The organism is Aliidiomarina sp., assembly GCF_047920995.1.
In the GTDB taxonomy this organism is placed as follows: domain Bacteria; phylum Pseudomonadota; class Gammaproteobacteria; order Enterobacterales; family Alteromonadaceae; genus Aliidiomarina.
This window is the reverse complement of record NZ_JBLRWZ010000002.1, coordinates 1-22,256: the sequence shown is the minus strand read 5'-3', so window position 1 is coordinate 22,256 and position 22,256 is coordinate 1. Positions and strand designations below refer to the sequence as shown.

Sequence of the window (22,256 nt, the reverse complement as noted above, 5' to 3'; positions counted from 1 at the left end):
TGGGAAAAATGGATAATTCGATGCAACACTGGCAATGGCGAGTGCTTAATGATGAAACACTCGTAATAGATTTAGGCAAAAATATTACCCAAGAGCTTTCCTTTAAACGAAGTTTTTTGCGTGATCGTTTACCTGAAGATGTTTCTTTTTCAATGGATGATGCGGAAGCGTTGCAGAATTTTTCTGATTACCTCGATACCCACAGCGTTCTCTCTTCTACAGAACAATTTAGCATTGCGCTGCACGCTACCGCACTAGTTCGGTTCGGAAAGCTCATGTTGCCGCAAAGTTGGTATTTCAAGTTTGGCCCTTATAACAATGAAAAATCATGGCCGCAAAACCATCTTTTCTGTGCCTTAACTTCAAACAACCAACATGCAGATTTTCTTATTATTGAGCAAGATGAACGCTGTTCGTTATGTATGTTAATAGATGAATCGTTCGAAGTGGGTGGTTTTAAAACCATGAAGCAATTTGAAGTAACCCGCGTTTTAAATGATCGCTTACAAGAATCCCAGCGCCATCCTATTCCTAAGAATGATTATTTCACAACACAGCGTTGGGCTTAACTCGTAGCCGTTACACCTCACTTTTGCTAACGCCAATTCCTAGAGTTGCTACTGAAGGTTTACAGTAGTGGGCTTAAGAACGACATAAAGCGTTCTGCTACTCTTCTGTAGCGTGGCCGCTGCGCCCAAGCTTTGGCATCAATCGCTGTACTCTCTTGATAGTACTCCTGCATTAAGCCGCATACTTGCTTACAATCGTTCGGATTATAGAGCGCAAACGAAAGCTCAAAGTTAAGCTGCAAACTGCGCATATCAATATTCATACTTCCTACTAATGCGAGCTCTTCATCTACAATTACCGCTTTTGAGTGGAGTAAGCCCCTGCTAAATAAACGGATTTCTACGCCGGCACTAAGTAAGCCATCATAAAAGGATTGGCTTGCGAAGCTTGCCATTCTGGAATCACTTGCTCGTGGCAACACGATACATACATTTACTCCGCGACGGGCGGCATGGCATAGCGCTGCGAAAATTGCTTCTGAGGGAACGAAGTAGGGGCTTGTAATGGTAATACTCTCATTGGCCCGATGCAAAATAGACAGCATGATTTGATGAATTACCCCTTCGCCTTGGCCTGGGCCAGACGGGATAATAGATAAGTGATTAATGCTTTCAGGAATCTTATCCTTAATTTGCGGGAAATTACGTTCACCGCTTTCTAACTCCCAATCCCAAGAGAAAACCTTGGATACCCCAAAAGCAGCTGCGCCATCAAATCGCAACATCATATCAATCCATGGCCCAAATGATTTGCGAGAGTTAAAGTAACGCGGGTCAGCCATATTCATGGAGCCGCTATAACAAACGAGGTGGTCGATCACCAAGAGTTTGCGGTGCAGGCGCAAATCTGCCCGGCGAAATAGATTCCGAATCAGGTTTACGGGTAGGGCGGGTAATAGTTTGATGCCCTTTTCGCGCATGCGCTTTACATCTTTACTAAACATAAAAAATGGCCAGCTACCGGCATGGTCTACCAATATTTCCACACTTACCCCACGATCTACCGCTGCGATTAATGCGTTGGTTACATCTATCACTCGCCCATGCGGATGCCAAATATAAAACTCCATGCGGATATCGCGCTGAGCGCTGTTGATATCTGCAATCCACGCATCGAAAATATCATCAGGTTTAGATAATACGCTGAGATTGCTGTAGCCGAGGCTACCAATACCATCACGCTGCATAAGCAACTGATAAATGGCTTTGCCGGCGTGGCTCGTAGGTGATTGTGAGGTATGATTTTGCAAATACTTTGTATAGTTTTCTAAAAATGGTGTACGAAGCGCTCGAGCTCGTTCAGCTCGGCGTTTACCAAGCTGAATTTCGCCGAAAAACAGATACACCAATACGCCCAGAATAGGAAATACAATAATAATTAGCACCCAAGCTAACGAAGAGGCTACCGGGCGGCGTTTAAAGATAATACGGAGAAAAACAGTTGCCGTTACGATCCAGTAGAAAACAACAAAAAAATCATTTATTTGCACATGCCATCCTTTAGCTAGGGACAGATTTATTGCTACGATTTCGCACGAGGTAGCAAATCAATATAATGGTGCAAATACTAGAATGCAATTTAAGTTGGTAAACGGATACGCAAATAGCGGCTTTATTAATTTTGTATGGGTGTTTATAAGGATGAAGAAGCGAGTGATAGAACTGTGAGAGGCGGAACGCTGAAGTTGTTTTTTATATTATCGGATTGGTTGCGGGGGCAGGATTTGAACCTACGACCTTCGGGTTATGAGCCCGACGAGCTACCAGACTGCTCCACCCCGCGTCCGATTGAGGGCGTATATTACCAGTGAACGTTACGAATGCAAGCACTGAATACGATAAATTGTTTAACCGCTCACATATGCAGCAATTCGGCGGTTATTTATCCGTAATCACAGTAATTCATGTGCACTGCAAGGCCAACACAACGGATAAAGAACACAGACACTCACCGGTGGATACGATATAATCAGCGCATTATTGCAATAACCATCGATATTGGAACTGAAAGCGTTAATGAAGAATCTACAATTTTTTCTCCCATGTGGGCGAGGGCTCGAAGAACTGCTTGCTGCAGAAGTAGCTGAGTTGGGCGGCAACAGCATCGTGCTCACAAATTCAGGTGTAACCTGCCAAGGTGATCTGCAGCTTGGCTACAACCTATGTATGTGGAGTAGGCTCGGTAGCCGCGTGTTATTAAAGCTTTCGGAAACAGAAGTGCATGACCGCTATGGTTTAGAAAAAGCAGCTGCGGATTATCCGTGGCCAGATGTATTTAATGAACGTAATACCTTTGCGGTTCGTTTTAACGGCACCAGTGAAACACTCAGAAACACGCAGTTTTCAGCGCAAGTAGTAAAAGACGGTGTAGTTGAAGCATTTCGCCGTATTGGGGCCAACCGCCCGGTGGTAGAACCGAAACATGCGGAAATCAACATTCAAGGGTACCTGCACAAAGGAATTGCTACTTTATATCTCGATTTAGCAGGCAATGGCTTGCATGAACGTGGCTATCGGCAAGCGAAAGGCGCAGCTCCGATTCGCGAAACCCTTGCTGCCGCGCTTATTGTGCGTGCCGGCTTATCGTTGAACTGCGTAACAGCTGCAGAGCAATGGCCTGCATTAGTAGCCGATCCAACTTGTGGTTCGGGTACATTATTAATAGAAGCTGCGATGCTAGCAACAGATCGAGCGCCAGGATTGAACCGCACCCAATGGGGTTTCAATGCTTGGCGTGGCCATCGCGCTGCGGTTTGGAATGATATTAAAGCAGAAGCGAAACAACGTTTTGTGGCTGGTATGGCGGCGTGTAAGAGCCAATTTCACGGTGTTGATAACAACTCTGAAGTAGTTGCAGCGGCGAATGAGAATATTCGCGCGTTGGGCTTTACTGATTTGATTAAAGTTGAATTGGGCGATGCCAGTGATAGCTGGCTTATTCAGCGCTACAAACGGGCCGCTAGCGGCTTATTGCTTAGCAACCCACCCTATGGTGCACGGTTAGGTAGTGAACTGGGTGCTTGGTTATTTTATCGGAATTTTGGCCGGCAATTGAGGCAAGGTATTGCAGGTTGGCGTGCAGCGATTCTAGCGCCCGACGAGAGTATGATTAAAGCAATGCGCATGCGCACTGAAAAGAAATACAAGTTGAACAACGGCGGTATTCCTGTATTGCTTGCGATTATGAATCTAACTGATGCGCAGGAAGAGTTTGCCCGCCCGGAAGTACAGGCATTATCGAATCGGTTGCAGAAAAATTGGCAGCAACGGGAAAAATGGGCCACTCAAGAGGGCGTAGATTGTTTTCGCGTATACGATGCGGATATTCCAGAGTTTAACGCAGCAATCGATTTCTATGCTGGGTCGTTAGTAGTGCAAGAGTATGCGGCGCCGAAGGATATACCAGAGCACATTAGTGAACGGCGCTGGTGGCAGGTGTTGGAAGCGGTGATGGATAGTTTACCGGTTAACCCCGACCGCATCTTTACTCGACAGCGGCAACGGCAGAAGGGCGAGCAGCAGTACACGCGTTTCTCAGATGTAAGTGAAACGCTTGAGGTGCACGAATATAACGCTAAGTTCTTAATTAACCTTACCGATTACTTGGATACTGGGTTATTTCTAGACCATCGTTTGGTGCGGAAAGACATTCAAGCTCGCTCTGCAGGGCAACGGGTATTGAACTTATTTGCCTATACTGGCAGTGCATCTGTGCATGCAGGTTTGGGCGGCGCCACTGAGATTACTACGGTAGATTTATCAAAAACCTATTTGAACTGGGCCAAAGATAACTTCCGTTTAAATCAACTAACTATAAATCGGCATGAGTTTATTCAAGCTGATTGCTTGAAGTGGCTAGCAGACACCGCAGCAGATAATTGCCGGCAATGGGATCTGATATTTATTGACCCACCTACCTTCTCGAATTCAAAGCGTATGGATGGCGTGTTTGATGTGCAGCGCGATTATTTAAATATATTAGTTAATGCTAAGCAGCTACTTGCGAAAAATGGGGTGATTATTTTCACCACTAACAAGCGAGGCTTTAAGCTCGATGAAGCAGCCGTAAAAGAACTAGGCTTGCACGCAGATGATCAAACCCGTGCCAGTATTCCAGTGGATTTTGCGAAACAACGTGCAGTACATTTTTGCTGGTACCTAACCCATGCCTGAGTTTTACCTATTAATGAAAGAACATTGCCCATTATGTAGTGAGGCAATAAAGCAAATCTATGCGCAGCAATTAGAACAACCGATTCAACTGAATGTGGTTGATATCGCCAGTGATGCAGCGCTAATTAAAGAGTATGCAACTTTAGTACCCGTATTAGTACGCAGTGTTGATGACGCAGAACTTAAATGGCCATTTAGTAACGATAAATTAAAGGAATTCCTCAGTTTATGAGTGTTGTACTGAGATTAAGTAACGCCCGATTAGCATTCGGTACTGCCCCTGTACTCAACAATGCAGAACTCATTGTAGAATCAAGCGAACGGCTTTGTATTACCGGCCGTAACGGCGCGGGTAAATCAAGTTTACTGAAAGTTCTGAACGAAAATATCCTCCTTGATGATGGCCAACTGCATATTGTGGGTGAAACACGCGTAGCAATGCTACCGCAAGATCCTCCTGAGCGTACGCCGGGCACTGTATTTGATTACGTTGCGGGAGCTTTTGCCGATGTTGGCGCTTTATTAAGCCGCTATCATGAAATGAGCGAAGCGCTAAGTGAGGATGCCAGTAATAACCAGTTGTTAGAGCAAATGATGCGGGTGCAAACCAAACTTGAGGCTGCCGATGGTTGGCAGTTACAAACACGCATAGAGCAAGTACTTAGCCGTTTGAACCTCGATGGTAATGCCGCAATGAATACGCTTTCTGGCGGTTGGTTGCGGCGAGCGGCACTGGCGAAGGCGTTGGCCTCACAACCTGATGTGCTATTACTTGATGAGCCTACCAACCACCTTGATGTTGCTACAGTACAATGGCTAGAAAAAATGTTACTGGAGTTTTCCGGAGCTATTGTTTTCATTAGCCATGATCGCGCTTTTATTCGCAGCCTAGCTACGCGGATTGTGGATCTTGATCGGGGCATACTCACCTCATTCCCCGGTAATTATGCAGCCTTTCTAGAAGAGAAACAGCGGTTGCTGGAAGTTGAAGCGAGCCAAAACGCAGAATTTGATAAAAAACTAGCCCAAGAAGAAGCTTGGGTGCGCCAAGGAGTGAAAGCTCGGCGCACGCGGAACGAGGGGCGAGTACGCGCGTTGCAAGCATTACGTAACGAACGTGCGCAACGCCGTAATTTACAAGGCTCAGTGAAAATTGCCCTAGGTAACGGTGAGCGCTCTGGTAAGCTTGTTTTTGAAGCAACTGATAGCGGTTTAACGCGGGGCGAGAAAACCCTGATCGAGGAACTAAACTTAACTATCCAACGTGGTGATAAGCTTGCGTTAGTAGGGCCGAATGGTTGTGGTAAAAGTTCACTTATTCAATTGATTCTTGGTGATATACCGCCTACCAGCGGTGTTGTGCGGCTTGGTACTAACCTAAAAGTGGCTTACTTTGATCAGCATCGTCAGTTATTAGATATTAACGCTTCCATCGCTGATAACGTTGCGGAAGGGAAGAAAGAAGTTACTCATCGTGGCCGTACTCGGCATATTTTCAGTTATTTGCAAGATTTCCTGTTTACCCCACAACAATCGCAAATGCCAGTGAGTGCATTATCGGGTGGTGAAAAAAATCGGGTAATGTTAGCGAAGATTTTGTTAGCCGATAGTAATCTCTTGATTCTTGATGAGCCAACCAATGATTTGGACATCGATACCCTAGAGTTACTAGAGCAAGTAGTGGTAGATTACCCAGGCACGGTTCTTGTGGTAAGCCACGACCGTGAGTTTATTGATAACACCGCTACCTCTGTATTGCTGTTTGAGGGGCAGGGCATTGTTACTGAGATCTTCGGTGGGTTTAATGAAGTGGCTTTTTACCAACAAGCGCAGGCTACAGTGCAAGATAAACCGCAAGTAAAGGCAACAAGCTCGGGAACTTCTGCATTAAAAGATCACTCAGAGCAGCAACAGCCTTTAGCTAACAAGGCGAACAAGTTATCATACAAGTTAAAACGTGAGCTGGAACTGCTTCCTGCCCATATAGAATCAATAGAGCAGCAATTAAACGCAATACAACAACAATTAAATGATCCAGAGTTTTTCCGCCAATCGGCAGAAGTTACACTTCCAGTAACTGAACAGCTCGCATCGCTAGAAAAAGAGTTAATGGAAGCATTAGAGCGATGGGATTATTTAGAAAACTTACAAGGTAATTGAATGCGCAAATCTAAGGTATCTCTCGTAGTAGCAACATTGATCGGTTCAACACTCGCAGCTACCGCTGCAGTGAGTGGAGCATCAGAACCAGCGGGTTATCGGATAACCAGCGTGGGTGAAGTAACCGGTGCACTTCATACGTCGCCACGCGCAATTAATAATAGTGGCCAGGTTGCTGGGCAGTTAGCGGATTTACGTGGCCAAAACATTCGCTTTGATTTGCTTGATCCAGAAGATTTCCCTTCGGTTGAGGATATTCTTAACCCAACAGAGCGCCAACACCGCGCAATTCGTGATTACTTAACATTTACTGTGGGTGTTGATGCCAAGTTCCAAAACCTAGCTTTCGAGTTAGGCTATTTCTTTGATGGTACCAACATTTCTGAACTAGACGGCTTTGAGGCGAACGATGCCGAAACGGGACAGCGCTCAGATAGTGTTAACTTTCGTGTGATCGGGATGAATAACCACGGTACCGTAGTAGGGCAATCAAGTGAACCATACTATTGGATTGAAGATACCGACAACCAAGGCGAGCTTGCACGCTTCCATATTCGCGATGGATTTCCTCGTGCTGCTTGGTCGGATGGCGTTAATTATACCTTAGTACCCGGTGACGAAAGCTTAATTGGCAACGGTACCTCAAGTATCATGGCGATCAATGATAGCAATGTTGCCGTTGGGTTTGCCGCTGTAGCAAACGGCTCTTCATTAACTACCTTTTTCGAGAATGTGTGTATTCGCGATGGTGATGAGGATGAAGAAGGTAATCCGGTTAAAGTAAACCCTATTGCTGCCTGTTTACATCGTTATTGGTATGAGCGCAGTGGCTTAACTGGTGCTTCAGCGCCATTAATGGAAGAAGAGGCGTACCGCTGGGTTTTCGACGATCAAGGTAATGTTTTGGAACAAGCACGCTTAGGGTTGGCGTTTGATAAAGAAGCCGATGAAGAAGATGATTTAGATACTTTTCGTTATCGCAGTGTAGCAAATGACGTTAATGCCCATGGTATTGCCGTGGGGGTATCGCAACGCCAAGTAGCAGGGGGCACGTTTACACGGCCTACATTATTTACCGAAGATGGTGCGGTAGAAATGCTACCAGGGAATAACTCATCGAATAATTCCCTGGCGATTGCGATCAATGATGCAAATATAGCCGTTGGCTTTAGTAATACTTTCATTAATGGCGCGCTGCGCCGCCGCTTATTTTATATGGACGTAACAAATGGCGTTAGCGAGCCGGTATATCCTCGCGGCTTTTTCAGTGATTCAAGCTGGCAACCTCGTGGTATTAATAATCTAGGGCAAATAGTAGGAACTGGAGAAAATGATGCCACGCAAGGTGGGCAGCGCCGCTCAACTGCATTTTTGTATGACATCAATACCGACATCATTGTTGATTTAAATACCTATCTACCGTGCAATAGCGAATACCAAATTATCGATGCAATGGATATTAACGATGCGGGCGAAATTGCTGCACTTGCTGTGGAGATTTCCGATTTTATTGAAGACGGTGAAGTTCAGGAAGTGGCGCGTTTACGTTCACTCATTCTAACACCCGATTCTGCAGCGGAACGTTGCCAACAAGAAGATGATCAATTAACCCGCAAAGGCGCAGCAATTCACCCAATTTTGTTAGGTGTTCTTTCGCTTGTTGCAGTTATTTCGATACGGCGTAGAAAACCGAAAGCTTAGGCGTTTTTAATCTAAAATAAAAACAGCCCGATTGTCAGCGCCTTAATCAAAATAGGCTTTGATAATCGGGTTTCTTCATTGAACTTTCACCTATTTGTAACTATCCATAGTAGTACGAGGTAAAAACTCGTTGCAGAATGTTGTTGAACACACCTGTGAAGATCTCTCCCTCACTGTTTCCGGCAGCGCATTGTAAACAGTGGTTGAGCAATTATGTGATGAAGAGAGGAAAGTGTAATGAGAAGACAAAAACGTGATCGCATGGAACGTGCCCATTCTCAAGGGTTTAAAGCTGGTGTATCAGGGCGCTCAAAAGAAACGTGTCCTTATCAAAGCAATGATGTTCGCTCACAATGGCTCGGGGGCTGGCGAGATGCCATTGAAGCTCGTACCGATGGGCTCTTCCGGTTATAAAAGTAATTATTTCTTTAATAAACAAATCGTAAGGGTTAACAACGATCAGTTTCAAACGTTTTGGTTATTAAATTTTTAACGTACAAACGGTCCTAGTTTTGGACCGTTTCATTTTTTAATTCGTTATCTAATGTATTTCAATTTAGCCTGCGCAGCAGGATAGTTCCTTAACGTCTTGGGTAAAGGTTTGCGCGCAGAGTTTTAAACCTTCCACCATGGTGAGGTAAGGGAAAAGCTGATCAGCTAATTCCGTAACCGTCATGCGATTGCGGATAGCCAAAGCGGCACTCTGAATCACTTCACCGCCTTCGAGAGCTAAAACTTGCGCCCCAATCAATCGGCCGCTAGCCTTTTCAACCACCAGCTTAATAAAACCATCAGTTGCGAAATTAACCAAGGCACGCGGAATATTTTCCATCTCCAATACACGACTATCGGTTTCAATCCCTTGATTGTTAGCTTGCTCTTCTGTTAATCCAACTGTAGCCACCTGAGGATCAGTAAAGATTACCGCGGGCATGGTTGATAGATCCAGTTTGGCATCGCCACCTGTCATATTGATGCCAGCACGACTGCCAGCGGCAGCAGCAACATACACATACTGAGGCATGTTGCTGCAGTCGCCGGCCGCATAAATACCGAACACATTGGTTTCCATACGCTCATTAACAACAATTTCACTATTAGTATTGGTTGAAACACCCGCCGCAGTTAGATTCAGCTGGCTAGTATTGGCGTGTCGTCCTGTACTCACAAGTAAGCGATCACAACGAAGATCGCCCGCGTTGGTTTTTAATATAAATTGATTTCCATCGTGAATTACCCTAGTGGCTTGTGTATTCTCTAGAACACGAATCCCTTCTTTTACAAAACATCTGGTGAGCTTTTTGCCCAATAAAGGTTCTTCCCGATAAAGTAATGTATGCCTTGCTAACACGGTTACTTCACTGCCTAAGCGGCGATAAGCCTGAGCAATTTCCAGTGCCACAACTGACGAGCCGATCACCATCAGATGTTTTGGTAGCTCTGTAGCAAACAGCGACTCTTCAGATGTCCAGTAAGGTGTGTTTTTGAGCCCTTCGATGGGCGGTATCGTTGGTATCGAGCCCGTTGAAATGAGGATTTTATCGGCTTGAATTTCCTGTTCTGTACCGTCAATCTTCCGCACAATCAGCGTGTTCGCATTCTTAAATTGAGCCCAACCTTTAACCAAACAGATCGCGGGATTGGCGTCTAGAATATTCTGGTATTTGGCTACTCGCAATTCTTCAACAAGCACTGTTTGCTGTTTCGATAACAGGGATCGACTTAGTTGCGGCGCATGATTTTCCAATCCAGCAAAAGGATTATTACGCTGGTGCTCCGCCAGTTGCGCCGCGCGGATCAATATTTTAGACGGTACACAACCTACATTTACGCAACAACCGCCAATAACGTTAGATCCTTCAATAAGGGTTACTTTAGCTCCGCCTTTAGTGGCCTTGATGGCGCATGCAAAGGCGGCAGAACCACTGCCAATGATGATTACTTGCTGAGTACTGCTGGTTTCTGTGTTGCTCTTGTTTTTTTCGTTATAAAAAACGTTCGGTGAATGATTTTCTTTTGTCATAGCGGCGGATTCTTTCGCGATATAACCGAGTTTATGAATCGCTTCGATGAGCTCTGTAACGTTGACATCTTCATTCACAGCGATCGCTGCGCTAGCGGTTTCATAAGAAACTTCAACCTTGTTAACGCCTTCAATCGCATCAAGCACATCTTTAATATGGACTACGCAGCTTTGACACGTCATCCCTTGTATCGATAGTAAGATCATTATCGGTCCTCTGATGTTATTACTTAACCCTAGACGGATAACCCGCGTTAGTGGCGGGAATTTATAAGGTAACTGTTATAGGCGCAGCAATACCCGCGGCAATAGCTGGGAAAACGCCGCCAATAATAGGGCAATGGTGGTGATTGTTATTACTCTGACATTGCTTCAGTAGCGCCTTGAGTGAGTGTTGGAGCCGCTGAAGAGCGGCTATTTTTATTCAGGTTTAACTGGTTGCTCAATTAATTGACGACGCTCATAGAAGCGAACAGTTTCTATACTGATTGCCAATTCGTTAGCTACTTTACTGATAGTTCTGATCATATTCATCACCACCCAGTGTATAAACGTGCGGCCTAAAAAGAGGATGTGTCGGTAAATAAACCTACTTTAAGATCGTTCGCTTCATAAATTGTACGACCATCAACTTCTACCGTTCCATCGCCAATTCCTACAAACAACCGGCGTTTTACTAATCGCTTCATGTTGATTTTATAGGTTACTTTTTTCGCGGTTGGTAATATTTGGCCAGTAAACTTCACTTCACCTACACCAAGGGCTCGGCCGCGGCCTAAACCACCTGAACAGGCTAAGAAGAATCCAAGGGTTTGCCATAAAGCATCCAAACCTAAGCATCCAGGCATTACTGGATCACCAGGAAAATGACAGGCAAAAAACCAAAGGTCTGGATGGATATCGAGTTCAGCTTCAATATAACCTAATCCGTGCTCGCCACCTTCTGGGTCCATAATAGTAATTCGATCCATCATCAGCATATTCGGAGCCGGTAATTGGCTATTGCCTGGGCCGAACATTTCGCCACGGCTGCATGCTAAAAGCTCTTCTCTTGTATAACTTGATTGCATATTCAGAGTACCCTGAAAGTAGAACCTGCACCAAGTTAGGGTGCAGGTTATGAAAAAGTGCAAGCATCTTAGCGAACGCCTGTACGCTAAACAAGTCCGAACAGTTTATAGCAGGCTTTTAATCACTCGAGGTACGCGTAAAAATTCGCCGCCACCAAGGGGTTTCATTGCTATGTTGGGAAGCATTGGCATTCTGTAAACGTAATTGAATACGCCCAAATAGAGTATCTTTGTTGGTGTTATCCGCACTACCACATGGCACATTCATCAGCAGCTCAAAAGCTTCTGTAGTGTGGGAAACCGCAAATACTTTGAATAATCCGGCGGCTACGGCTTCGCGTACCTGAGCGTTTAAATGGATGTTCACAACATTTGATTTCGGTACTATTACCGCATGCTCACCTGTTAACCCCCGACGTTGGCAAATTTCAAAGTAGCCATGAATTTTTTCATTGATACCACCGATAGCCTGCACATTACCAAACTGATCAATTGCACCAGTAACAGCTACTGCTTGATTAATAGGGCTTTCGCTTAACGCGGAAATTAAACAACAGAGTTCCGCTAATGAAGCACTATCACCATCCACCTCATGGTATGACTGTTCAAAAACCAAAGTGGCAGATAAAGGCATTGGCTCTTGTTTGGCGAACAAATTAGCCAAATACGCAGTAAGGATCATGATGCCCTTGGTATGGATATTGCCACTTAATTCGGCTTTACGCTCAATATCGATGATATCGCCATCACCATAATGCACTGTTGCGGTTATTCGTGAGGGTTCGCCGAATTCTACGCCGCCAATACCAACCACAGTAAGGCCGTTAATTTGGCCTACAACATCGCCAGAGGTATCTATTTGCACTTGTTGTTCTAAAATTGATTGCCAATTCAGCTCAGCAAGTAAACGATCTCGGCCTTGCGCCTCTAATTGCGCATTCTTGATAGCATTTGCCGAGATCTCGGGTACGCCGGTCATGCTAGCGAGCACTTCGGCTTCTTCTAGCAGTTGAATTAAAGCTACAGAATCTAGGCTTAGCTCCTTTTGATGCTCAGTTAACTGAGCTGAGAATTCTAGCAGTGCGGCTTTCGCACCCTTATTCAAGGGGCGACAACGGGCTTTATTTTCAATATAAGCAAGATAATCGAAGTAGGGCGCAACCGCTTGGTTCTGGGTTGGGTAAAATGAGTTTAGCTCTGCGAAGTAGGGGAAAATATTCGCGAAATCAGGATCATAATCCTGCAATTGGCTATACAATTCACGGCCGCCTGCGAGGATAACCTTAATATCAACCGGAATAGGGTCTGGTTCGTAATGAATTGCCGTTTGCGTATTTACCGGTTGTTCCCATTCATAACGGCCTGTTCGCAGGATATGCTTTAATTGTTTCCACAGCTCGGGCTGGGTGAGAAGTTGCATGGCATGCACAACGAGGGTGCCGCCATTAGCTTTCAATAGAGCGCCTGGGCGAATTAAATGCAATTCAGAGCTAATCGTACCTTCAACACTTTGCAAACGAATATCACCGAATAAGCTTGCTTGTGATACACGATCACAAAAATACCACGCTTTTGGCTCAGTATGGCTTACTACAATAGTGGCTAGCTCAGTACCTGGAATATCATCAAAAAGTTTGTCTGCTACCAATGTAAGGTATTGGCGAAATTCTACCGAGGGGTAGGTGTTTACCAATCGATCAAAGATGGGTTGCCGATCAGCCGGTAACTTTTCTAAGTATTCCCAGAGGCCAATGAGCGCATTTTCCGCTGTACCTTGCGGTAAACTAATGCAGATTGGTGCGCGTTCGTCTTCTGGATTGGCCACATACACCCAATCACGCATTTCTGCGCTCGACCAATGCTGTTCGGCACACATTTGTTGAATAACATCGGCAACGATAATACCGTGCGGTGCAGCCATATAAATATGTGAAAATGTAGAACGAATGCGTTGCCCACGCTCAATAGCGGTAACTGCGCGCTGTTGGCCTACTAGAGCACTCGCAGTTACATGCTGAGGCTCCTCGTTAAGCCATGGTTCTGTTACGGCGATCAATTGCTTTACCGTTAATTGTAGGTTCTCAGCATGACCACCAGCGGTGGTTTGCTCAGCTTTAGGAGATTTTTCCATAAGGTTCCGATGCTACGCTTTTATATTTGAGATATCCTGCAATCATACGTGATCAAGTGGTCTCGGTGAAGCAATCATGCGTATAGTAAAGCGGATAGGTAGTTCAACATAAGAAATATGGCGTAAGGATAGTGTTTATGAATTATTTATTGGCGAAGCAATTACACGCGATGCACAAGAAAAATAGCGCATCATCATATAATATGGTTATAACGCTGGCACTGTGCTTGCTGTGTGCTAGCCAAGTATTATTCAACAAAGCGATGGCGCGTGATGCGGAACAACAAGCACCTGGAGGGCCGCCGATGGGGTTAAGTGCGGGTGTTGCGGTATTATCATCAAACCCTAGTTATGTCGGCTTAAAATCCGATACGATCGCGGTGCCCGTTATTGGTTATGAGGGAGAGCGCTACTATTTTCGAGGATTAAGCGTAGGCCGGCATATAACAAAAACACGAGCAGAGCAATTATCTTTATCGGTTAACATAGAGCCGTTTCGTTTTCGTCCCAAAGAATCTAGCAATCCTGCTATGCAACAGCTAGATAAACGTGAGTTTGGCGCTAGTGTAGGGGTTAATTACCAATACAATACTCGCTTTGGCAGTATTTCGGCAGATATAAATACGGAAATCACCAAACGCCACAACGGCCAACGGGCGAATATCAGTTATAGCTTACCCTTAAATCGTCCCGGCCAACGCTGGCAGTTGGCACCAGAAATCCGCTTAAATTACACCAGTAAAGATTATATTCGTTATTATTTTGGTGTGTCGGCAGAAGAATCATTGCGTAGTGGCTTGCCAAGCTATTCAGGTGGGCATGCATTTAGCCCAGCAATTGGCCTTGGCGGATACTATGCATTCACCGATAAGTTGAGTGCAGTTGGGAATTTGCGGTTAACTCGCAGTGCTAGTGCGATTACCGATAGCCCGATGATTAAAGGCCGCAGCGCGCGCAGCTTATTTGTTGCGATCAGCTATCAGTTCTAAAATAGGTAAGCAACTGCAAAAGAAAAAAGCCCACTAGTAAAGTGGGCTCTCTGTAGCTATCAGTTCAACTTAGAATTTGTACTGAACACCTAAACGTAGTTCATTGCTGAAACGACGATTGTTCAAGCTGTAGCTACCAGCTAGATTCAGTTTGTCGCTAATAGCGAAGGTGATGCCACTACGGAAACGCATAAAACCATCGCCAGCTGTATCATGCAGTAATTCAAACTTCGTATTCACGCCTTCATCTATTGCCAAGGTAACGCCAGCACCAAAATAGATGCCATCATCGAAAGAATAATCAGAGTAACCACCGCTTACGAATACAGGGGCTTGGCCAAGCGACAAATCTGTTAAGAAACTAAGGCCACCGCGAAATACTGTGTCGTATGTATCACCAATTTCTGCATTTAATACGAGACGATCCGCAATAAAGGTTGAACCTTCAAGATAAAAACCAGTGTCGCTGAAATCATAAAATCCACCGCCAACATAGTTCCAATCTGCAGCTGAGGCATTTGCAGCTACTGTTAATGAACTGCCTAAGGCAGCAACTGCTAATATACGCTTGATTGATTTCATTTTCATAATATAGTCCCTTCGTTGTTGAGCGAGTAATACATATTGCTTAAAGTATTACAGGCTAATTGGTTTCGCTAAAAGCATATTCCGAGAAAGATCATAGTGCTCGAGCACCATCTTTACAATTGTAAATCGCGTAAAGAGCACGTAAATGCGGAAAATATGCCTTAAAAGCAACCGCTAAGCGATACTAATATAGCATATTAATTTAACTTCGCATAATGTATATTATGTTAAATTATAAGTAAACCCATATAACAAGGACAACTATGATGAGCGTAACTGCTGCCTTATTACTGGTGAGTACTGTATCAATCCCTACTCATGATGCATTCTTCGATAACATTCGCCAATACTGTGGCCAATCTTTTGAGGGCCAAGTGGTTGAAGATAACTTTAAAGGTGTTGAAACCTTCACAGAGAACCGCCTCGTAATGCATGTTCGGGAATGCAGCGAAAACGAACTACGCATCCCTTTCCATATTGGTGATAACCACAGCCGTACTTGGATTCTAACAAAAACCGGCTCTGGTATTACATTGAAGCACGATCATCGTAATCCAGATGGTAGTGATGATGATGGCACCATGTATGGCGGCCAAACAGTAGATGCTGGCTGGGCGAACGCACAATCATTTCCCGCAGACCAGTACTCAAAAGAAGATTTCATTCGCCGCCAAATCCCGCAATCTATTTGGAATACGTGGCATATGTACATTTATCCAGGCGAGTTCTTTAGCTATCGTTTAACCCGCGAAGGCCGTGAGTTACGTGTGGATTTTGATTTAAGCACGCCCGTTGAAACACCGCCAACGCCTTGGGGTTACGAAGATTAATTAGTACCCTGAGCGCAAAGAAAAACCGCGAATAGCATACTATTCGCGGTTTTTTATTACCATGCAACATGCCGTTAGCTCATGCTAACGAAGGCTTTTAACTCGTGCGGCCGGTAGTTTGCTTTAACACTTCCGTAATGCCTGCAACTGCGCCGCCAATGTTGGCAAGTTCAGCTGGAATAATCATGGTGTTATTGGTTTTCGCTAGTTTCCCGAACTCTTTCACATACTGTTCTGCAACCCGCAAGTTAACCGCATCTCTACCGCCTGGCTCGCTGATAGCAATGGCGATTTTACTTAAACCTTCCGCAGTAGCGATAGCAATAAGCTCGATTTCTCGTGCTCTACCTTCTGCTTCGTTAATCTGCTTCATTTTTTCACCTTCAGAAAGGTTAATTACTTCTTGTTTCTGACCTTCAGAAACATTGATCATCGCCTGCCGTTCACCCTCAGATTTGGCGATCGCAGCTCTACGCTCACGTTCAGCTCGCATTTGCTGCTCAAGCGCATCTTTAATCGACACAGGCAGTTCAATATCAGAAATCTCGTAACGTAGTACTTTAATACCCCAAGGAGAAGCCGCTTCATCTAAAGCTTTTACTACTTCTTCATTAATTGCAGCACGTTCTTCAAAGGTTTTATCCAAATCGGTTTGGCCGATAACTGAACGCATTGTTGTTTGTGCCAACTGAGAAGCTGCATAACGATAATCATTGATACCGTAACTTGCTTTATAAGCATCAATTACTTGAATGTATAACACGCCATTGATACCCACCTGAATGTTGTCTTTGGTAACACAGGCTTGGCGCTCAACATCAATCACTTCTTCTTTCAAAGATTGTATATACGCCACTTTATCCACAAACGGTATTAATAGGTGAAAACCTGAATCTAACGTACGGCTATACTTACCTAGCCGCTCAATTACGAAATTTGAACGCTGTGGAACAATGCGTGCTGTTTTGATGATGGTTATAATTACGGCAATGGCAAAGCCTATTGAAAGTACTGTGCCAACGTTTAACTCTTCCATTATTCTCTTCCTTATAATCGTATTTATATGATTTTATTAGCTTTATACAATTGGTTTTCGGCTTGCAACGGTAAGGTGAATACCTTCATTCTTCACCACATACGCCACATCACCTTTTTTTAAATTTTCGTCAGAGCGAGCATCCCATTGCACGCCGTTTAAAATCACCCTGCCCGCGCCTTGCTGGAAATCTGAATGTACGGTAACCCGTTCGCCAAGATCCTTGGTAAACACGGTACCATGCTCGCCTCTATCTGCCGTAAAACCATGAAACCAGCGTTTCATTTTCCCACGGGCGGTGAGCAACATAGTTAAACTCACAATACCAAACACTAAATACTGTGCAGAAGTTGATTCAATAATACCTGCTTGCAATGCCAAGCCAGTTACGATGGCACCAATGCCCAAAAATACGGCAATAATGCTGGTGGCCATTAGTTCAGTAATAATTAATACCACTCCAATGATAATCCACACTAAGGCAGCACTCATCGGTTTCTCCTTTTATTTATAATTCATGCACTTGCGTAATGCATGTGCAATAAAAAGTAATATTATAATTACTTAAAATCAAAATCACTTGCAACTTTAAAGCTGCCGTCTAAGTAAGCTTTGGTGGCTTTCGGGTCTGTAACCACGAGTTTTCCTTCGCTATTGGCATCAAGGCGATAATAACAACTCGCATCCGCAGGCAGTATAAGAGGCCTACGGAAAGCAATGTCGATCGCGGTCACCGGTGCTTGCAAAACCATCTCTATATCAGCTTGTGCCCGTGCTACCGAATACATGCCATGAATGATAGGCCTACTAAAGCCAAACCAACGAGATAACCAAGGATGCAAATGAATTGGATTATAATCACCAGAAAGATGCGCATAACTGCGCCCAAGCTGGCTATCAAGTTGCCATAGGTCAGTGCGCGAGAAACCTGCTAACTCAGGTGCAGGAACTTCACGGCGGCGCCCTCTTACCGGCGGCTCCCCTGCTCCTACTTGGTAGGTACTTATGCATTCTACTAACAGCTGCTGAGCCTGATAGAAACTAACGCGATATACTGGGCGTACACGCTTACGTGTAGCCGCTCGTTCCGGCATTTCAATTTGCACCCGCAGTTCCAACGGTTTGCCAAACTCTGGCGCTTGGTGATACTCCATGGTGTTGGCAACATGAACCATGCCAAGAATCGGCCACGGAAACTCAGGGCTTAACATCGCGGCCAAGTGAGCTCTTTGTGCTAACAAATAGAAATAAGTAAGGGGTACTGGGCTTTTGAAATGAGCAAATGCTTGGCAATATTTAGCCAGGTGAACACGATCAATAGCGGGAGCTTGAAAATTCAGCTCGATATCAACCGGCTCTTGTTCTGGCCCTTTCCGAAATAGCATGGTAGGAACTGAGCGCAATAACATTGTAGGCAGCGCCGGCAAATCCATGCCATCGCAACGAACATCCTGCTTTAACGATGTCATAACGCAACTCCATTCTTCTTAACATCAGGGTCTAATAATACCAACTTTTGCTATTTCCCGTGTAACTATTTCGTTAACAGTTGTTACAGGAACACCTTAGAGGCTATTCCGCCGCGCTATTCTGGCGCCGGGCTTCCTCTAAGGTTGCTGCGAGCTCAGCACCTAAATGATGCTTTAATAAAGCTTGATAGCGTTCCGTATTGCGGTAACCACTTTCAGCAGCAAAAAACGCGGTAAGTAACACCGACCAATCATTATTGTGCGGCATAATAATGCCAAAGGTTTCACCAATCTCGTTGGCGATCGGGTGATGCTGCAATGCAACACCCTGTTCTACCGCACGCCAATAATTGTAGGCATCAATGTAGCTGAAGTAGCCATCATTGGCCACTAAGCTTAAAATATCTGGGTTACTCGTTACTAATTCAATATCAGCACTTGGCTGATATTCATCCCGTAATCGTTGTATGCGTTGCTCGTGCAATGTTCCAGCAAAGGCTAAAGGCCGTAAACCCGCAAAAGTTTCCGGGAATTCTTCCCAGCTTGCCAGTTCAGCGGTATCCGCGTTAGTAATCAGCACCGCAACATTATCAAGATACGGCGGAGAAAACTGCAGCTCGGCTTTGCGCGCTTCGGTAATAGTTACATTACCTAAGCCAAACACACCACCTTGGGCATTCACAATGCGTTGGTAAAAGGTTTGCCAGTTTTCTTCGGCAACGAAATTAAGCTCTACTTGGGTAGCATGATAACGCTCAAACCAACTTACAAAATCGCGCATAATATCAATCGTTAAGCCATCTAACTCATGATCTTCATTACGATATGCGAAACCATCTGCTGCTACATACAGTACGGTTAGTGTAGCTTTGCCTGTAGCACGTGCTTCTGCACGCGTACTCCCAGTATCTGCATAGCCTTGAGTGGTATTCTCTACGTTTGGGCTGCAACCGCTAATACCAAAGAGCCAGAAAATACTTGTAAGGGCGAGAAATCGAATTGAGTTCTTATACATTATTATTACCAAGTTGATTGAAATGGAATTTGAATTCTGTTGCGGTTACTGTCGCCACCCGTGGCCTCAATGATGATAGTTAACTCCCAAACCATGTTGGGGTTGGTGCACGCACCAAGTAAAATGTCTGCTTGCCAAGTGTTCACTGTTACTTCTTGCCATTGTATGGGGATCCGGCCCATGTACATACTAATGCCAGTAATTTCGCTTGCTACAATGCGCAAAGAGTTTAGCTCATCGCTTGGCGGCAACAAGGCGGTTAATTGGAGCGGTGTTTCTACTGGCATTTCTGGGTGATTACTGTAGATCTTTAGGGGGCCAAAACTCGTATCATAACTACAATTCACCTGCGCAACATCAAGCGTACAAAATTCTTGTAAATGCTCTGGAATATCACGTTCACCACAACCTAACAAATACAGCACCGGCAATAAACACACTGCGCGCAATAAGCGCTTGGTGAAATAGTAAACGATTAGCTTAACATCTGTTAAGAGTACTAGAAAATGTTGCAACAAAAGCGCTACCTATTAGTGATTAGTTTGATCTTCATCATGTTTCGTAATGGCCTTTACTCTGTATTTTCATAGTTAAAAGCACTACAATCAACACGGTTTCGGATTGTAAGTGTCGTTTCGCCGCGGCGCTTACAAATCAATCTCTGTTCTGCAAACTACAGCGGATTTAATAATAATGAACACAACCTCGAATCAACCTATCGACTATAACCTAAAAGTGGTAAAACAGTTCGCTGTTATGACCATTATTTGGGGTACCATCGGGATGCTCGTAGGCGTATTGATCGCAGCTCAACTGGTGTGGCCTGCGCTCAACTTTGATACGCCTTGGCTCACCTACTCGCGATTGCGGCCGCTGCATACTAATGCAGTTGTATTTGCGTTTGGTACCAGTGCCCTATTTGCCACCGCATATTATGTAGTGCAAAAAACCTGTCAAACACGGTTATTTTCCGACCGTTTGGCCGCATTCACATTCTGGGGCTGGCAAGCCATTATTGTAAGTGCGGTGATTACACTGCCACTGGGCATCACTACTAGTAAAGAATACGCCGAATTAGAATGGCCGATTTCAATACTTATCGCTATCGTTTGGGTAGCCTTTATTATTGTATTCTTCGGTACCTTGGCAATTCGCCGTACTTCACATATTTATGTGGCAAACTGGTTCTACGGTGCATTTATTATTGCAATTGCCATGCTGCATATTGGTAATAACCTTGCCATTCCAGTTTCATTCACTAAATCCTACTCAATTTATTCAGGTGCAGTGGATGCAATGATGCAGTGGTGGTATGGGCATAATGCCGTAGGCTTCTTGCTTACCGCTGGCTTCTTGGGAATGATGTACTACTTCGTGCCAAAACAAGCGGAACGTCCGGTATATTCGTATCGGTTATCGATCGTACATTTTTGGGCACTGATCACCATTTATATCTGGGCAGGCCCCCACCATCTTCACTACACTGCGCTGCCTGATTGGGCGCAATCGGTAGGGATGGTGATGTCGGTAATTCTATTCGTACCTTCTTGGGGCGGAATGATAAACGGTATTATGACCCTTTCCGGGGCTTGGCATAAGCTGCGTACGGACCCAATCTTACGCTTCTTAATTGTGTCGCTCTCCTTCTATGGTATGTCTACCTTTGAAGGCCCGATGATGGCGATTAAATCAGTAAATGCACTATCACATTACACTGATTGGACCATTGGCCACGTACATTCAGGTGCGCTAGGTTGGGTAGCGATGATCTCTATTGGCGCTATATACCACTTGATTCCAATACTGTTCGACCGCGATCGTATGTACAGTGTGAAACTGATTAACACACACTTCTGGTTACATACTATTGGTGTTGTATTATATATCGTAGCCATGTGGATATCTGGCGTAATGCAAGGTTTGATGTGGCGTGCAGTAAACTCAGATGGCACCCTTACCTACAGCTTCGTTGAAAGCTTAGAAGCATCATATCCGTTCTACTTTGTTCGCTTCGTTGGTGGGGTATTCGTTGTCGCTGGTATGCTCATCATGTGCTACAACGTTTGGAAAACTATTCGTTCAAATAAACTACGCAAAGACGAGCCATTGGCTGTCGCACAACCGGCGTAAAAGGAGGCTAAATCATGAGTAAAAATAAACATGAGAAAGTCGAGAAGCACGTCGGCTGGTTCGCAGTATTCGCGATTATCGCGATTTCCATTGGTGGCTTAGTAGAAATCACCCCTCTACTGTTCCAAAAGCAGGTTCAGGAACCGGTGAAAAATTTACGGCCTTATACAGCATTAGAATTGGAAGGGCGTGACATCTACATCCGCGAAGGTTGTGTGGGCTGTCATAGTCAAATGATTCGTCCGTTCCGAGCGGAAACAGAGCGTTATGGCCACTATTCGGTAGCGGGTGAATCTGTATGGGAGCATCCGTTCCTATGGGGTTCTAAGCGCACCGGCCCAGATCTTGCTCGCGTTGGTGGCCGGTATAGCG

20 protein-coding genes, 1 tRNA gene and 1 pseudogene are annotated in these 22,256 nt (G+C 44.8%); 10 read left to right on the top strand and 12 right to left on the bottom strand.

Annotated elements, in window-relative coordinates:
• The first annotated feature begins 20 nt into the window (after positions 1–20).
• Positions 21–569, top strand: a complete 549-nt coding sequence (locus ACNA7P_RS00830; RefSeq protein ID WP_416256707.1) for a cell division protein ZapC domain-containing protein — start codon at positions 21–23, stop codon at positions 567–569.
• 59 nt (positions 570–628) lie between these two features.
• Here the strand turns inward: ACNA7P_RS00830 and cls are convergent, their stop codons facing one another.
• Both cls and ACNA7P_RS00820 read right to left on the bottom strand, forming a co-directional pair.
• Positions 629–2,059 (bottom strand): cardiolipin synthase, encoded by a 1,431-nt coding sequence (cls, locus tag ACNA7P_RS00825; protein ID WP_416256706.1) that lies wholly within the window; start codon positions 2,057–2,059, stop codon positions 629–631.
• Between the two features lie 216 nt (positions 2,060–2,275).
• A tRNA-Met gene (locus ACNA7P_RS00820) sits at positions 2,276–2,352 on the bottom strand.
• Between the two features lie 233 nt (positions 2,353–2,585).
• On the opposite strand from ACNA7P_RS00820, the gene rlmKL reads away from it, so the two are divergent.
• The 5 genes from rlmKL to rmf all read left to right on the top strand — a co-directional run bounded on the left by rlmKL (position 2,586) and on the right by rmf (position 9,017).
• Positions 2,586–4,742, top strand: coding sequence for a bifunctional 23S rRNA (guanine(2069)-N(7))-methyltransferase RlmK/23S rRNA (guanine(2445)-N(2))-methyltransferase RlmL (gene rlmKL, locus ACNA7P_RS00815; protein WP_416256705.1), 2,157 nt, complete (start codon positions 2,586–2,588; stop codon positions 4,740–4,742).
• A complete protein-coding gene (locus ACNA7P_RS00810; RefSeq protein ID WP_416256704.1) occupies positions 4,735–4,974 on the top strand; it encodes a glutaredoxin family protein in 240 nt (79 codons plus the stop codon). Before rlmKL ends, ACNA7P_RS00810 begins: the two co-directional genes overlap by 8 nt.
• Complete coding sequence (locus tag ACNA7P_RS00805) at positions 4,971–6,902, top strand: ATP-binding cassette domain-containing protein (protein WP_416256703.1); 1,932 nt, start codon at positions 4,971–4,973, stop codon at positions 6,900–6,902. The genes ACNA7P_RS00810 and ACNA7P_RS00805 overlap by 4 nt, the downstream gene beginning before the upstream one ends.
• On the top strand, positions 6,903–8,603 hold the full coding sequence (locus ACNA7P_RS00800) for a DUF3466 family protein (protein ID WP_416256702.1): 1,701 nt from the start codon (positions 6,903–6,905) through the stop codon (positions 8,601–8,603). It abuts the gene before it with no gap.
• 237 nt (positions 8,604–8,840) lie between these two features.
• A complete protein-coding gene (gene rmf, locus ACNA7P_RS00795; protein WP_416256701.1) occupies positions 8,841–9,017 on the top strand; it encodes a ribosome modulation factor in 177 nt (58 codons plus the stop codon).
• Between the two features lie 142 nt (positions 9,018–9,159).
• Here rmf and merA read toward each other — a convergent pair whose 3' ends face one another.
• From merA to ACNA7P_RS00775, 4 genes and pseudogenes are all read right to left on the bottom strand, one after another.
• A complete protein-coding gene (gene merA, locus ACNA7P_RS00790; RefSeq protein ID WP_416256700.1) occupies positions 9,160–10,833 on the bottom strand; it encodes a mercury(II) reductase in 1,674 nt (557 codons plus the stop codon).
• 219 nt (positions 10,834–11,052) lie between these two features.
• Positions 11,053–11,154 (bottom strand): annotated as a pseudogene (locus ACNA7P_RS00785) (MerR family DNA-binding transcriptional regulator); the annotation flags it as partial.
• A gap of 32 nt (positions 11,155–11,186) precedes the next feature.
• Positions 11,187–11,696: a 3-hydroxyacyl-[acyl-carrier-protein] dehydratase FabA gene (gene fabA / locus ACNA7P_RS00780; RefSeq protein ID WP_416256699.1), complete on the bottom strand. Its 510-nt coding sequence runs from the start codon at positions 11,694–11,696 to the stop codon at positions 11,187–11,189.
• A gap of 118 nt (positions 11,697–11,814) precedes the next feature.
• Positions 11,815–13,827: an AAA family ATPase gene (locus ACNA7P_RS00775; protein WP_416256698.1), complete on the bottom strand. Its 2,013-nt coding sequence runs from the start codon at positions 13,825–13,827 to the stop codon at positions 11,815–11,817.
• 137 nt (positions 13,828–13,964) lie between these two features.
• Between ACNA7P_RS00775 and ACNA7P_RS00770 the strand changes: the two genes are divergently transcribed.
• Positions 13,965–14,816: a MipA/OmpV family protein gene (locus tag ACNA7P_RS00770; protein ID WP_416256697.1), complete on the top strand. Its 852-nt coding sequence runs from the start codon at positions 13,965–13,967 to the stop codon at positions 14,814–14,816.
• Between the two features lie 69 nt (positions 14,817–14,885).
• On the opposite strand, the gene ACNA7P_RS00765 is transcribed toward ACNA7P_RS00770, so the two are convergent.
• Positions 14,886–15,404, bottom strand: coding sequence for a hypothetical protein (locus tag ACNA7P_RS00765; RefSeq protein ID WP_416256696.1), 519 nt, complete (start codon positions 15,402–15,404; stop codon positions 14,886–14,888).
• 263 nt (positions 15,405–15,667) lie between these two features.
• Here ACNA7P_RS00765 and ACNA7P_RS00760 point away from each other — a divergent pair, with 263 nt between their 5' ends.
• Positions 15,668–16,234 (top strand): hypothetical protein, encoded by a 567-nt coding sequence (locus ACNA7P_RS00760; protein WP_416256695.1) that lies wholly within the window; start codon positions 15,668–15,670, stop codon positions 16,232–16,234.
• A 97-nt stretch (positions 16,235–16,331) separates the two neighbouring features.
• On the opposite strand, the gene ACNA7P_RS00755 is transcribed toward ACNA7P_RS00760, so the two are convergent.
• The 5 genes from ACNA7P_RS00755 to ACNA7P_RS00735 form a co-directional block, all read right to left on the bottom strand.
• Positions 16,332–17,270, bottom strand: a complete 939-nt coding sequence (locus ACNA7P_RS00755; RefSeq protein ID WP_416256694.1) for an SPFH domain-containing protein — start codon at positions 17,268–17,270, stop codon at positions 16,332–16,334.
• A gap of 42 nt (positions 17,271–17,312) precedes the next feature.
• Entirely contained in the window at positions 17,313–17,762 is a 450-nt protein-coding gene (locus ACNA7P_RS00750) for an NfeD family protein (protein WP_416256693.1), read from the bottom strand.
• A 68-nt stretch (positions 17,763–17,830) separates the two neighbouring features.
• Positions 17,831–18,739, bottom strand: a complete 909-nt coding sequence (locus ACNA7P_RS00745) for a MaoC/PaaZ C-terminal domain-containing protein (protein WP_416256692.1) — start codon at positions 18,737–18,739, stop codon at positions 17,831–17,833.
• Positions 18,740–18,842: 103 nt separating this feature from the next.
• Positions 18,843–19,754 carry a substrate-binding periplasmic protein gene (locus ACNA7P_RS00740; RefSeq protein ID WP_416256691.1) on the bottom strand — a complete coding sequence of 304 codons (912 nt, stop codon included), beginning with the start codon at positions 19,752–19,754 and terminating at the stop codon, positions 18,843–18,845.
• Between the two features lie 5 nt (positions 19,755–19,759).
• The gene (locus ACNA7P_RS00735; protein WP_416256690.1) at positions 19,760–20,272 is read right to left on the bottom strand and encodes a hypothetical protein; all 513 of its coding nucleotides are present in this window, start codon (positions 20,270–20,272) and stop codon (positions 19,760–19,762) included.
• Positions 20,273–20,447: 175 nt separating this feature from the next.
• Here ACNA7P_RS00735 and ccoN point away from each other — a divergent pair, with 175 nt between their 5' ends.
• The gene (gene ccoN / locus ACNA7P_RS00730; RefSeq protein WP_416256689.1) at positions 20,448–21,884 is read left to right on the top strand and encodes a cytochrome-c oxidase, cbb3-type subunit I; all 1,437 of its coding nucleotides are present in this window, start codon (positions 20,448–20,450) and stop codon (positions 21,882–21,884) included.
• A gap of 14 nt (positions 21,885–21,898) precedes the next feature.
• Positions 21,899–22,256: cbb3-type cytochrome c oxidase subunit II (locus ACNA7P_RS00725; RefSeq protein WP_416256688.1), on the top strand; the 358-nt coding region annotated here is incomplete at its 3' end.

Coding starts and splice junctions, on each gene's coding strand:
- fabA (WP_416256699.1), bottom strand. CDS start 11,696: ATGCAATCAAGTTATACAAGAGAAGAGCTTTTAGCATGCAGCCGTGGC.
- ACNA7P_RS00765 (WP_416256696.1), bottom strand. CDS start 15,404: ATGAAAATGAAATCAATCAAGCGTATATTAGCAGTTGCTGCCTTAGGC.
- ACNA7P_RS00805 (WP_416256703.1), top strand. CDS start 4,971: ATGAGTGTTGTACTGAGATTAAGTAACGCCCGATTAGCATTCGGTACT.
- merA (WP_416256700.1), bottom strand. CDS start 10,833: ATGATCTTACTATCGATACAAGGGATGACGTGTCAAAGCTGCGTAGTC.
- rmf (WP_416256701.1), top strand. CDS start 8,841: ATGAGAAGACAAAAACGTGATCGCATGGAACGTGCCCATTCTCAAGGG.
- ACNA7P_RS00775 (WP_416256698.1), bottom strand. CDS start 13,827: ATGGAAAAATCTCCTAAAGCTGAGCAAACCACCGCTGGTGGTCATGCT.
- ccoN (WP_416256689.1), top strand. CDS start 20,448: ATGAACACAACCTCGAATCAACCTATCGACTATAACCTAAAAGTGGTA.
- ACNA7P_RS00800 (WP_416256702.1), top strand. CDS start 6,903: ATGCGCAAATCTAAGGTATCTCTCGTAGTAGCAACATTGATCGGTTCA.
- ACNA7P_RS00755 (WP_416256694.1), bottom strand. CDS start 17,270: ATGGAAGAGTTAAACGTTGGCACAGTACTTTCAATAGGCTTTGCCATT.
- ACNA7P_RS00740 (WP_416256691.1), bottom strand. CDS start 19,754: ATGTATAAGAACTCAATTCGATTTCTCGCCCTTACAAGTATTTTCTGG.
- ACNA7P_RS00770 (WP_416256697.1), top strand. CDS start 13,965: ATGAATTATTTATTGGCGAAGCAATTACACGCGATGCACAAGAAAAAT.
- ACNA7P_RS00745 (WP_416256692.1), bottom strand. CDS start 18,739: ATGACATCGTTAAAGCAGGATGTTCGTTGCGATGGCATGGATTTGCCG.
- ACNA7P_RS00750 (WP_416256693.1), bottom strand. CDS start 17,762: ATGAGTGCTGCCTTAGTGTGGATTATCATTGGAGTGGTATTAATTATT.
- ACNA7P_RS00830 (WP_416256707.1), top strand. CDS start 21: ATGCAACACTGGCAATGGCGAGTGCTTAATGATGAAACACTCGTAATA.
- ACNA7P_RS00760 (WP_416256695.1), top strand. CDS start 15,668: ATGATGAGCGTAACTGCTGCCTTATTACTGGTGAGTACTGTATCAATC.
- ACNA7P_RS00810 (WP_416256704.1), top strand. CDS start 4,735: ATGCCTGAGTTTTACCTATTAATGAAAGAACATTGCCCATTATGTAGT.
- rlmKL (WP_416256705.1), top strand. CDS start 2,586: ATGAAGAATCTACAATTTTTTCTCCCATGTGGGCGAGGGCTCGAAGAA.